Consider the following 12,431-nt stretch of genomic DNA (forward strand, 5'->3'; position numbering starts at 1 on the left):
CCGGCCACACTGCACGTGCATCTCAGATATCACGGGACGATCATGCACGACATCATCACCTTGCCCGGCCTCGGCGGCTCCGCAGAAACTCATTGGCAGACACTCTGGGAGCGCAACGATACACGTTTCACGCGGTTTCAGCCGGCGAGCTGGGACCGGCCGGAGCTCGCCGATTGGGAGCAATCCCTGGAGCAGGCGGTCGGGCGCTGCGCGAAACCGCCGGTGCTGGTCGCACACAGCCTCGCTTGCCTGCTGGTGGCGCACTGGGCCACGCGCTTCCCATCCACGATCGCGGGTGCTTTTCTGGTCGCGGTGCCCGATCCCGATGGCGCCAATTTTCCCGCGGAGGCGGCTGCGTTCAAGCCGGTGCCGGACCGCACGCTGCGCTTCCCCTCGCTCATCATCGCCAGCACCGACGATCCCTTTGGCAGGCTCGATAAGACGCAGCAGCGGGCGCGTGCCTGGAAGTCCGGTCTGATCGTGCTGGGCGCCCTTGGCCACATCAATGCGTCGAGCGGGCTCGGCGACTGGCCGCAGGGTCGCGCGCTGCTGGACGCCTTCAGTGCCGGCCTTTCGAGATGACGCGCGTACTGACGGCCTCCGTCACCGCATCTTGCGTATCGCCCTGCTGGCGAAGGCGGCGAGCCTGGGATAGCGACGCAGGTTCTGCGCGGTATGGTCGCGCCATGCATAGGGAGCGCCGCGCCAGGACAGCGCGATGCTGACATCGGTCAACGCGACCTTCTCGGCGCCGAAGCGGCGCTTGTAGTCCTGGTTGCCGATGCTCAGATCGAAACGGCGCACGCCCTCTGCATGCAGCGCCGCCATGGTCCGTTCGGTGACGAGCAGCCCCGGCGAGCAGTTCGGCCATGAATCGGCGGCGTGGCTGATACGCAGAAGGAAATAGCTCGCACCAAACCTGACACCGAACGTGGTGGCGACGACGGCCTCGTCGCAGACCAGCGCCGAGATGACGGCATAGCCCTCCGCGATACCCTGGCGGGTGACCTCGCGATAGAACCGGGCATGAGCGTCGTCGTTGAGGACGAAGCGCGAGCCGAGCTTTCGCATGCGGGCCTGCTGCTGGACATCCATCACGTCCAGCATCTCGCGCGCACGCGCGACATCCGTGGCGATCTCGAACCGCGCGCCGGCATGACGGCTGAAGACCCGCCAGCAGCGCGGCATCTGCATGCGCTTGATCGAGGCCCGATAGGCTTCATAGTCGTCGCCCGTCAGCACGAGGTTGCCGTTGAGCGAGCAGGATCCGATCCGTCCGAGCGACACCAGCGGGTTCGGCTTGTCGCCAACATGGGCCGGCATCTTCTTCAGCCGCAGCAGATCGAAGCAGTCGGGCAAGGCGCGCACCGCGTCGACCAGCGCCCTGCCGATCGCATCCGTCGCCGCAGCGTCCAACGCGGCATCGAGCGCCAGGATCGGCGCGTTGTTGTCGGAGACGCCGAGGTCGGCGAATTCGACGATGCGGATGCCGCGCCTGATGTGGCTGATCATCGGCACCACCGCGATGTCCTTGCCGGTCGCGGCATCGGAGATCAATGCGATCAGCGGTGCAAAGCCGTGAAACGCCTCGTACCATGCGCCGAGCCAGTAACCGTGCTGGAATGCGGTGCGATGCCCCACGCTCAGGCGCGATGCGGCCTGCCGCCAGTCACGCACGAAATCGACAGCGATTCCCGACGTGCTGGACACAAGACCATCTGATTGCTCGACGCTGAGAAACGTCATCCGCGGGACATGCGATTACTGAATGTTTCCAGATAGATTATGTTTGTCGCAGACCACAAGTGACGTAACGGCTTATCGTTAAGCCAACATCACTATCGCTCCGGCTGCGACAAGCTGTCAGCGCTCCGGTTCCGTCTGTTCGACGCACTGGAACCTGGCGAGGAAATGCAGGCCAGCCACTGCAAGCGCGAACATGAACCAGATCGGATTCTGCCGTTCGAGCAGGAACGTCTCGGTGGCCCCGTAATACAGGCCGAACAGCCATACGGTGAGGAACAGTTTTGCCAGCGCGCGACTACGGTTGTGAGCCTGGGCCGACTGGAAATTGCCGAGCGGTGCGAGCACGAAGACGAGGATCACGAGCATCAGCCCCGGCAGGCCGATGGTGACCGCGAGGTCGAGATAGCTGTTGTGGCTGTGCGCCGCGGACGTCGCCCATTCGGCCCCCTGGGCGGTCTGCCGCGCGGTCACGTCGTCCCAGAACGCCGCATAGCCGTGACCGATGATCGGCTTCTCGGCGACGGCCGCGAGCGCGAATTCCCAGATGGCGGACCGGCCGGTGAAGGTGGGATCGAGGGGAAGCAGCCGCGTCAGCGCCCCGAGCGCCGGGCTCAAGACGCTGCCGACCGTCAGCAGGTTCATCACGATCAGCGGCACGAAGCAGATGAGCCGCTTCAGCCACAGGCCTGGCGTGGCATAGACCAGCGAGGCGAGCGCGTAGATCGCAAGGCACAGCACCGTCGACGTCTTGCCGCCGGTGTAGATCAGGAAGATGCCGGCAAGCGCGGCGATCGCGGGCCCCATCACGAACGAGCCGACGCCGCAGAGATAAATACCGACATAGACCAGGATGGTCATCACCGGCGAAGCGATGTTCTTGTGGCCGAAGCTGCCGCGCCAGTCGCCGGCAAGCTGCGGCTCGGTGAGATCGAGCGCGGTGTGCATCGAATATTGCGGCGCGAGGAAGACGCCGAGATAGCACAGCACCAGCAGCACGAGCGCGGCGCCGCCTAGACACAGGTTGAAAGCCCGCTGTGTCGGCGGCAGCAATGGCAACAGCATGGCGAGCGACGTCACGCTGACCGCCAGCACGAAGCGCTGGATCGAAACGCCGCGGCTCTCGGAGAAGACGATGTTGATCAACAGCCAGCCGACGAGGCAAAGATGCAGCGGCGTCACCAGGCTCTTCAGCGCAGGCGCATCGGTGGCGGCGACGAACAACATCGCGACCGCAGCCAGCAGACCCCAGGAGATATAGGTGAGCGCCATGCGCCCGCCGACGACCGTGGTCACATCCTCGTTGCGAAGGTCAGGAAACGGATCGAGCGTGATCAGCACCAGCAGCAGCGCCGCAACCGCGACGAGGCAGCGCGCCGCCCGCGCGGCATTCAGCCCCGCGAGCCCATCGTGCAGGACGCGGCCCAGCGTTCGGGTCTCCACGTCGGTCATGTCAGCGGCGCTGCGATCCATGCTTCGATCCATGGCTCAAGGCAGGTGGTGAAGCCGGGGACGCTTTGAGTCTAGCCCATCCTTGTTAAGCATCCGTCAACCAATAGGGCCGAGGCCTGCGTTGCCGCCTGCGGCCGCACGATGCTGCGCGCGATCTCGTAATATTGCAGCGCCCGCTGCTCCAGCGTGAGATTGTCGAGCACGAAGCCGCGCGGATCGAACGCATCAGCGGTGCAGCCGGCCCAGAAACGGTCCCAGCCAGCCTCGAACCCCGCGATGTCGATGAACTTGGCGCCGCAGCGGTTGTCCCAATACGGCACCGACGACACCGGTGCGAACCGGACGCGGTGCGGATAATAATCCGGGTCACGCCACGGGCCGCCGGGATCCCAGGCGAATACCGGCACGCCGCAGGACAGAGCCTGCTGATAGGCGATGCCCTGACTCTCGTTCTGGCACAGGAAGATCATCGCGCGCGAGCACGCCAGCGCGGCCTGATAGTCTTCTTCCTTGTAGCTGCCGTAGCGCAATTCCGTGAACGAGCGGCCCTCCTTGAGGAGCCGGGCGCGGACGGGCTCGATCAGCTCCGGCGCATAGCGCTCGCGGTCCCAATGGACCTTGTCGTAGATCAGGACGTCGACGGTCTTTTGCGACGGCGCCGACGGCGCCCAGAGATCCGTGTCGATGCCGATCGGCCAGGCCTCCGTGTCGGGCCAGTACGGCCGGTACATGTCGACGTACCAAGGGCCGGGCACCACGACCTTCTTCACCGGCAGCCGCTTGAACAGATCAGGATCGTCCAGCGGATGATTGTGGGCGGCGACGCCGAGCAGGATCGGATTCTTCCACGCGAACTTGTCGAGCAGGAAGGTGCGACCGATGATGCAGGCGAGTTCGTCGGGATGCTGCGCGATGTAGCCGTAATCGTTGACGCGGTAGCGGATGCCGAGCCGGTCGAGCCCTGCGCAGAGATTGAGGAACACGCGAAGCTGCCCGCTCATGCGCGGCTCACCGAGCAGCATCCGGCGCGCCATGCGCCGCAGATGCCGGTCGCCGGGAAACCAGCGATCGTCCTTGTCCTCGTAGAAGAGGTTGAGGACCATGGCATCGGGGTCGTGTTCGAACGTCTTTGCGGGCACTAGATCCATCCGCGGCAAACAGGTCCGCATTCTCGCATGGGACCCGCTGTCGCACTCTTCCAAATTTGCGACAGGCTTAATGCCCGCGGCTTAACGCTAATCTACGAAACCAGAAACACGCAGGCCTTCGCGACAACGATTTGGCCGTAATGCGAGTATCATTCGCGGCGGGCCAATGTCGCGATTGATCGCAATGCCAGTCGGCAGATGCGCCCTGGTTAACAGACCCTTAAAGGCGAGCCGTGGCCCTGATCACTGCCGAAGATGTTCTCGATTTGCCGGCTACCTCGCGCGTCGTTCCGGCGCCGCGTCTCCCGCTGCCGGCCGGCTCAACCACATCGGTGTCCGTCGTCATTCCCGCCAAGAACGTTGCGGCCTATATCGGCGAAACCCTCGCCAGCGCACTGGCGCAAGGCGAGATCACCGAAGTGATCGTCGTCGACGACGGCTCGAGCGACACCACCACGGCCATTGTCCGCGCCATTCGTGACCCGCGGCTGCGCCTGATGACCAACGACTCCGCCGGCGTATCCGCCGCGCGCAATCTCGGCGCACGATATGCGAGCGGCGAATGGCTGCTCTTCCTCGATGCCGACGACCGCCTGCGCCCCGGCGCGGTGGCGGCGCTGCTGGCGGCGGCCCGCGGTGCTCCGCGCGCGGTTCTCGTCTACGGCGACTACAACACGATCGACAGCGAAGGACGGCAGATTGGCCGGCGGGGCCTGCTGAAGGGACGCCGCAAGCCGTCAGGCGACGTGCTGGCGCGGCTCGCGGCCGGCAATTTCATCGTCAATGGCGGCATCGCGCTCGCACGTGCGGAGGCGTTCCGCGCCATCGGCGGCTTCGACACGTCCCTCAGATATTGCGAGGACTGGCATTGCTGGTGCCGCCTCGCCGCTATCGGCGAGTTCGAGTTCGCACCAAAGCTCCTGCTCGACTATCGCCTGCACACCGCCAACACCATGAATGCGGCGGTGCGGACGCCGAAGGACTTCTTCCCTGCGATCGCGCGGGTGTTCGACGATGGGCTGATCCTGGCGAGACTGCCCGAGGGTACGGCGGCCGGGCTGCGCCAGGCCGCCGAGGTCCATCTCGTCACCTATTCGGCGATGCAGGCGGTCCGCTTCGGCAGATATCGCGACGCCTTGGCTTATCTCGGGATGGTCGGCCGGCGCTCGCTCAAATCGCTGCCCCGCGCCGCGGTCAGGGTCGCCCTCGCCCGTTTGGGCATCTAACCCGCGTCACGACACGATTTTCGAGGCCTCATAGGGCTTCGGAGCGAAGCCGAGCGCCGCGAGCATTGAGCCAAGCGCGACCAGCGCGGGATGCATGGCGACGACGGCCTTCGATGTCGCGAGCAGACGGGCCGAGCGCACCAGCGACAGCGGCAGCCGTCCTAGCATCTGCGCGAACACCCGCGCCCGCGCGCCTGCGCTCTGTGCGGCCTTGTACTGCACGCGATAATTGATAGCGCCAATACGCAGGCTGCGCTTGGCGATCCAGCCGAGGCTGGTGCGGCTTTGCGGCACGGTCTCGGTGATGACCGCCTCTGCCGTCCAGTGGAAGATCATGCCGGCATCGCGGCACCGCACGAAGAAATCGCAATCGCCGCCGCCGAGGAAATTGAAGCGCAGGTCGAAGGCGGGACGATCGAACCGCTCGAACGCCGCGCGCGTGATCAGGCAGTTGCCACAGCCATAGATCAGCGGCACCGCGCCGCTGTAATCATATGCGGGGCAGAAGGCGGGATGACGTGCCAGCCAGGGCTTGCTGTCGTCGTCGAAGACCGGCAGCACCGGCCCGCCGACCACGTCGGCGCCGGTCGCCTCCGCGGTGCGAACCATCAGCTCGAGCCAGTCGGGCGAGGCGATCTCGTCGTCGTCGATCATCAGGAAGCGGGTCGCGGCCGGAAACAGCGCCTGGGCCGTCTCGAAGGCGGCGTTGATCGCCTGGCAATTGCCCTGCCGTTTCTCGACCAGGCAAACGCCCTGGAGCCGGTCGTCGGCCAGATACTCCGCGGCAACCGGCGTGCTTTCGCGCCCCACCGCGTCGTTCTCGACCATGACCACCGCGAAGGAGCGCGGCGTGCGCTGGCTCGCGAGCGAGTCCAGCGTCAGCCGCAGATGGTGCGGGCGGCGGAAGCATGGAATGCAGACGACGATGCCGACCGACAGGTCGATGACGCGGGAGCTCGCCGCGATCTCCCGGTTGGGATCGCGCACGGCATCCGAGATCCGGCTGGCGGAAAGGTCTGTCGGGATCAGCGTCATGGCATCCTAGATGTCCGATATGTATTGAAAAAGCCCTGCGTCAATCGCGCAGCAATCGGCGCTGTCCTGCGACGGCACATCGCCGCGGGACATATCAGCCCCAAAATGAACGGCGGGCCCGAGGCTCGCGACGGCGCAACGCCGCCGATCTCCCGCCCTCCATACACTTAACCGCTTTTGCGCGTTTCTCCTGCAAGTCCCTGCATACGTGATAGTGCAATTCGCAGTCCATCACGCGCACAACAGCGCAACATGGACAATGCCGTAGTTAACGCCTGCCCGCATTAACCCGACCGTAAGCACCGCGACCGGTGAAGCGGCCCGGCACCGGATTTGCTCTTCGGGCATGCGAGATTTTTCCTGTAAATTTGAGTCGAACAAGCGCGGTCAGAAAAAATGAACAAGCCAGCCTCGATCGATTTCGCGACAGCCACGGCGATCCAAATCCCAACGGCCACGGCACGCACCCAGGCGCTGCACGATCTGGTCCCCGGCGAAGCCCGCGACAGCCTGCTCGCCGTCCACGACGTGCTCCGCCGCGAGCTGCCGCAGGGCCAGCTCGCCACCTATGAGGCCGGCGGCGGCTCGTGCAGTGTTCTGCCACCGGAGCTGCTCAACCGCAGCAAGGTCACCGTCGTCGACATCGACGAGGATCAGGTCCGCAACAACACTTACGCCGACGAGGCGATCCTAGGCGACGTGCAGACTTACAGCTTTGGACGCGAAACCTTCGATCTGGTGATCTGCTACAACGTGATCGAGCATCTGCCCCATGTCGATGCCGCGCTCCTGAATTTCCGCGACGCACTCAAGCCCGGTGGAATGATCCTGATCGGCGCACCCAATCCGCGCTCGCTGTCGGGCGTCGTCACCAAATACTCGCCGCACTGGTTTCATGTCTGGTTCTACCGGAATATCCGAGGCATCAAGGATGCCGGCCTGCCCGGCGAGCCGCCGTTCCCGACCTTCTTCCATCCGCTGGTGACGCTGCCGCGGCTCGAAACATTCGCCGCGGCCAACGGCCTCGAGATGATCTACCGCCGCGAGGTCGAGAGTCCGCGCTATCCCGAGATGCGCCGGCGCAAGCCGCTGTTCGCCGCTCTGGTCGATGCCGGCGCCGCCGTGATGAACGCCGTGCTGCCGGGCAGGATCGACGTTCGCCGCGGTGATTACCACGTCATTCTGAGGAAGCGCTGACGATCATGGCACGCGCGCGGTCCATCGCGGGACGAGCGAAGCCTTGCGGCATCGCTGCGCGCGGTAACGAACCGTTAATTCCTTGGGGACCTCAGCGTCATCGCGACGCGTCGAAGAGTGGCATGCGCTTAAACGCTTTGTTTGCCATTTCGGTGAATAGTCCCTCAATGAGTATGGTTAATTTTCCCTGTTGCGTTGATTGGGCATCTATATCCCGGGTGCGTGGCGTAAAGCGAAGAGTAACCCCTCAGCCCGCGGTCGTTGGAATGAAAGCTGGGGACTATGCTTGACTACAACCAGCCGATAGATCGGGCCGGACCGGAGGCCCCGCAGCAGAGGCCTCAAGCCGGCTTCAACGTGCTGGAGCTCGTCAATCTGCTCTGGCGGCGAAAGATCGCGATTGCCGCTGCCGCGCTCCTCGGCGCGACGCTTGCCGTCACCGCGGGCAAGAGCGTGACGCCCCGCTACACCGCCACCGCCCAGCTCTATGTCGACCCGCGCGAGCTTCAGCTCGTCGATCGCGAGCTCACGCCGCGCGCGCAGGACGTCTCCGGCATGGCCATGGTGGTGGAGAGCCAGGCGCGCCTGATTACCTCGAACAGCGTGCTGCTCCAGGTGATCCAGCAGGCCAATCTGGACAAGGATCCCGAATTCGGCGGCGGCGGTGACGCCAGGAGCCTGATGTCGTCGCTGCTCGGCCTGATCGGCCTTCAGCCCCGCGCGCCCTCCGCCGCGGAGACGAAGGAAGTGCAGCTCGCGGCGCTCGACGCGCTGAACAGGCACATCACGGTCCGCAAGACCGAGAAGAGCTTCATCGTCGACATCGAGGTCTGGTCGACCGATCCGGCGAAAGCGGCGATGCTCGCCAACACGCTGACAAATGCCTACCTCGCCGAATCCCGCAACTCGCAGGCTTCGGCCGCGCGACGCGCCACCAACGATCTCTCCGGCCGCCTCAAGGAGTTGCGCGAGCGGCTGCGCAGTGCCGAGACCGCGCTCGCCACCTACAAGGCCCAGAACAATTTCGTCGGCACCCAGGACGCGCTGATCAGCGACCAGCAGCTCTCCGCCAGCAACCAGCGGCTTTCCGCGGCCCGCGCGGCGACGATGGACGCACAGGCGCGGCTCGACCAGATCGAAGCGAGCCGGCGCACCGCTGCCGATGCCGGCGCGAATTCGGAAGCGCTGCAATCGCCTACCATCGCAAACCTGCGCGCGCAATATGCCGACGCCCGCAAGAAATATGCGGAGCAGGCCGGCGAGCTCGGCCCGCGGCATCCGGCGCTGCGCCAGACCGAGAAGCAGGTCGAGGATCTCAAGCGCACCATCAACGAAGAGATCGATCGCTTCGCGCAGTCCGCCAAGAACGATCTGACACGCGCCCGCGACTTTGAAGCCTCGCTCAACCGGGCCCTGGAAGCGCAGAAGCGGCAGAGCGTTCAGCTCAGCCAGGCCGCCGTGCGCCTGCGCGAGCTCGAACGCGAGGCCGATGCAAGCCGCGACGTCTATCAGTCCTTCCTCAAGCGCTCGCGCGAGACCGAGGAGCAGGAGACCCTGAACACCTCGGCGGCCCGCGTCATCGGCGAAGCCACCGTGCCGCAGCGGCGCTCGTTCCCGCCGGCGATGAGCATGTTTGCCATGATCGGCTTCATCTTCGGTGCGCTCGCTGCTGCAAGCTGGTTCGTCGCGGCCGAGCTGCTGTCCGCCGGTGCGACCGCGCCGGCAGCGCCCACACCGGCCCGTCGTGAGCGCACGCCGGCACCGCGGGCTCCGCGAGCGCCGGAGATTTCGCGGACACCGGAAGCAGCCCAGCCGCAGCCGGCTCCGCGAGCTCCGGAAATTGCGCAATCTCTACCGGAGCTAGCCGCGCCATCGCTGCAGCCTGAGATGGACGAAAACACGCTGATCGGAAAGCCGCTGATCGCGCGCCTCCAGGAGGCCGACGTCATTCACACGCTCGGCGCCATCCTCGCCACCGGTGGCGGCGTCGATCTGACCCGGCTGGGCTGGCCGACGCTCCGCCCCGGCTTTCCGCTGACGACGCTGCTCAACGCCTGGCGCGACATGCGCACTGCCGTGGCCGGGCGTGCCGGCGGCAAGGCCATGCCGGTCATCGCGCTGGTCGGCGCGGGCGAGACCACCGGGCGCAGCGTGACCGCGCTGAATTTCGCACTCGCGGCCGCGCGCGACGGCGCCCGCGTGCTGATGATCGATGCCGACCATCAGGCACACTCGCTCTCGAACAAGGTGAGCCGCCCCGGCAAGAGCGAGCCAAGCCGGCTCGGCTGGCTCTCGATCGGCAGCAAGGCCTCGCGCGAGATCAAGACGGTCAACGGCATCTCGGTGCTGCCGGCCGCCGACGGCGATGCCGGCAAGGCGACTGAGGCCATGCGCAAGGCCATCGAGCAGGCGCGCGCCGCCGGCGGCTACGATCTCGTGATCCTCGACGGCCCCGTGACGCCGCTTGGTGCAGCCAGCCGCAAGCTGCTCGACGACGCCGACGCGCTGGTGGCAGTGCTGCCGACCAGCCTCGACATCAACGACGGCCTGGAAGAAATCCTGAACACGCTCGGCCGCGCCGAGCGCAAGCTCGTCGGCGTCGTGCTCGACGAGCTCACCCCCGCAACTCAAGCGCGCCAGCGAGGCAGACAATATGCTTGAGCGCCGCGTCAATCTGGACGGCCGGGCCGCAACCGCCGACGTGCCGCGGATCACTATCGGCGGCCTTCGCATGGCCGCGCTCGACCTGGAAGCAACTGCCGATTTCATGATCGAGGCCACCGATCCCAGACATCGCATCGGCCGTCCGCTGCACCTGACCTCGGCCAATGGCGAGGTGTTGGCGCGCTGCTCGACCGAACCGGAGACCGAACGCCTGTTCCGCGGCGCCGACCTCATCAACGCCGATGGCCAGCCGCTGGTCGCGGCGTCAAAGCTGCAATCCTGGTTTCCGCTGCCGGAGCGCGTCGCCACCACCGATTTGTTCCACGTGGTCGCGCGCAAGGCCGAAGCCGTCGGCCGCACTTTCTACATGTTCGGTGCCAGCGAGGAAGAGAACGCCGCGGCGGTCGCGAATGTCCAGCGGCTGTATCCGAACCTCAAGATCGTCGGGTACAGCCACGGCTATCTGCGCGGCGACGCCCTGCGCGCGAAAGTCGAGGAGATCAACGCGCTCGCGCCGGATTACCTCTGGGTCGCGCTCGGCGTGCCCAACGAGCAGGCATTCGTCGAGCAATACACGCCGCTGCTGACCAATGTTGGCGTTATCAAGACATCCGGCGGCTTGTTCAACTTTTTATCGGGCAGCCGGTCCCGCGCGCCGCAGTGGATGCAGAAGATCGGACTCGAATGGGCCTGGCGCACATGGCTCGAGCCGCGCCGCCTGCTCTGGCGCTATTTGACCACCAACCCTCGTGCGCTCTATCTTCTCTTCAGCCGCAAACGGCCTTCCAATCGCTGAGAGAAGAGTAGAAGACGACATGACCGACCGACCGACCGTCCTCGTCACAGGGGGCGCGGGCTATATTGGCTCGCATGCCTGCCGCGCACTGTCTGCCGCCGGCTATCAGCCCGTCGTTTATGACAATCTCTCGACAGGTCATCGCAGCTTCGTCGCCGGTCCGCTGGTGACGGGCGACCTGCTCGACGGCGCCGCGCTGGCGCGCGCCTTCGCCGACCACAAGGTCACGGCGGTGATGCATTTCGCGGCGGCAAGCCTCGTCGGCGAGTCCATGACCGACCCGCAGAAATACTACATCAACAACGTCCAGGGCACGCTGTCGCTGCTGCAGGCGATGCGCAACGCAGGCTGCCAGCGCATCGTGTTCTCCTCGACCGGCGCCGTCTACGGCAACGCCGATTCCAAGGAGCTGCCGGAGGACTTCCCCTGCGCGCCGATCAATCCCTACGGCGCGTCGAAATGGATGATCGAGCGCATGCTCGCCGATTATCGCGCAGCCTATGGCTTCGGCGCATTCTGCCTGCGCTATTTCAACGCCAGCGGCGCCGACCCGGCCGGCGGCATCGGCGAATTGCGTGACAACGAAACGCATCTCATTCCGCGCGCCATGATGGCGCTCCAGGGCCATGTCGACTTCGCCGTGTTCGGCGACGACTACGACACGCCGGACGGCACCGCGATCCGCGACTACATCCACGTCACCGACCTCGCTGCGGCGCATGTCGCAGCACTGAAGCTCCTGGAAACGGGACATGCCGGCGGCAGCTTCAATCTGGGCACCGGCTCCGGCTTTTCGGTCCGCGAGATCCTGAACGCCATCAGGCAGGAGACCGGGCGCGAGGTGCCGCACACCATGAAGCCGCGTCGCGCCGGCGATCCCACTTATCTGGTCGCCGATGCCTCTGCCGCGCGAAAAGTGCTGAACTTCGTGCCGCGCCATTCCGACCTGCCGACGGTGATCCGGACTGCCTGGGCCTGGCACCAGACAGCGCATCCGCTCAGGACGCGCTAGACACCCGTATTACGGCTTGCCGGTCGGGCCCCCGAGCGGCTAAAGAGATGATCACAGCCGGCGGCGGCGCATGTCCCGACCGCCGCATGTTGCTCTTATGGCCGCCAATGGAAGCGGCATGTGAGGCTCCGCCAATAGCGCGAGCCTGTTCTTCACAG

10 protein-coding genes are annotated in these 12,431 nt (G+C 65.6%); 6 read left to right on the forward strand and 4 right to left on the reverse strand.

The genetic code is table 11. The features are described 5' to 3' along the window. The first annotated feature begins 42 nt into the window (after nucleotides 1-42). Nucleotides 43-582: an RBBP9/YdeN family alpha/beta hydrolase gene (locus ACVJ5M_RS41900; protein ID WP_063985649.1), complete on the forward strand. Its 540-nt coding sequence runs from the start codon at nucleotides 43-45 to the stop codon at nucleotides 580-582. 21 nt (nucleotides 583-603) lie between these two features. Here ACVJ5M_RS41900 and ACVJ5M_RS41905 read toward each other — a convergent pair whose 3' ends face one another. The 3 genes from ACVJ5M_RS41905 to ACVJ5M_RS41915 all read right to left on the reverse strand — a co-directional run bounded on the left by ACVJ5M_RS41905 (nucleotide 604) and on the right by ACVJ5M_RS41915 (nucleotide 4,334). Then, entirely contained in the window at nucleotides 604-1,746 is a 1,143-nt protein-coding gene (locus ACVJ5M_RS41905; protein ID WP_231143642.1) for a GNAT family N-acetyltransferase, read from the reverse strand. Nucleotides 1,747-1,863: 117 nt separating this feature from the next. Further along, the gene (locus ACVJ5M_RS41910) at nucleotides 1,864-3,216 is read right to left on the reverse strand and encodes an O-antigen ligase family protein (protein ID WP_283017735.1); all 1,353 of its coding nucleotides are present in this window, start codon (nucleotides 3,214-3,216) and stop codon (nucleotides 1,864-1,866) included. A gap of 50 nt (nucleotides 3,217-3,266) precedes the next feature. Further along, entirely contained in the window at nucleotides 3,267-4,334 is a 1,068-nt protein-coding gene (locus ACVJ5M_RS41915; protein ID WP_063986713.1) for a glycosyltransferase, read from the reverse strand. 248 nt (nucleotides 4,335-4,582) lie between these two features. On the opposite strand from ACVJ5M_RS41915, the gene ACVJ5M_RS41920 reads away from it, so the two are divergent. Beyond that, nucleotides 4,583-5,569: a glycosyltransferase gene (locus ACVJ5M_RS41920; protein WP_038942514.1), complete on the forward strand. Its 987-nt coding sequence runs from the start codon at nucleotides 4,583-4,585 to the stop codon at nucleotides 5,567-5,569. 6 nt (nucleotides 5,570-5,575) lie between these two features. Here the strand turns inward: ACVJ5M_RS41920 and ACVJ5M_RS41925 are convergent, their stop codons facing one another. Further along, nucleotides 5,576-6,604 carry a glycosyltransferase family 2 protein gene (locus ACVJ5M_RS41925; RefSeq protein WP_063985652.1) on the reverse strand — a complete coding sequence of 343 codons (1,029 nt, stop codon included), beginning with the start codon at nucleotides 6,602-6,604 and terminating at the stop codon, nucleotides 5,576-5,578. Nucleotides 6,605-7,000: 396 nt separating this feature from the next. Between ACVJ5M_RS41925 and ACVJ5M_RS41930 the strand changes: the two genes are divergently transcribed. The 4 genes from ACVJ5M_RS41930 to galE all read left to right on the forward strand — a co-directional run bounded on the left by ACVJ5M_RS41930 (nucleotide 7,001) and on the right by galE (nucleotide 12,273). Next, entirely contained in the window at nucleotides 7,001-7,801 is an 801-nt protein-coding gene (locus ACVJ5M_RS41930) for a class I SAM-dependent methyltransferase (protein ID WP_063985653.1), read from the forward strand. A gap of 282 nt (nucleotides 7,802-8,083) precedes the next feature. Beyond that, nucleotides 8,084-10,462, forward strand: a complete 2,379-nt coding sequence (locus ACVJ5M_RS41935) for an exopolysaccharide transport family protein (protein WP_354098018.1) — start codon at nucleotides 8,084-8,086, stop codon at nucleotides 10,460-10,462. Continuing rightward, nucleotides 10,455-11,261, forward strand: coding sequence for a WecB/TagA/CpsF family glycosyltransferase (locus ACVJ5M_RS41940; protein ID WP_063985655.1), 807 nt, complete (start codon nucleotides 10,455-10,457; stop codon nucleotides 11,259-11,261). The genes ACVJ5M_RS41935 and ACVJ5M_RS41940 overlap by 8 nt, the downstream gene beginning before the upstream one ends. A gap of 19 nt (nucleotides 11,262-11,280) precedes the next feature. Then, on the forward strand, nucleotides 11,281-12,273 hold the full coding sequence (gene galE / locus ACVJ5M_RS41945; protein ID WP_028147948.1) for a UDP-glucose 4-epimerase GalE: 993 nt from the start codon (nucleotides 11,281-11,283) through the stop codon (nucleotides 12,271-12,273). Nucleotides 12,274-12,431: the final 158 nt, after the last annotated feature.

It is taken from the genome of Bradyrhizobium sp. S3.7.6, from assembly GCF_054061875.1.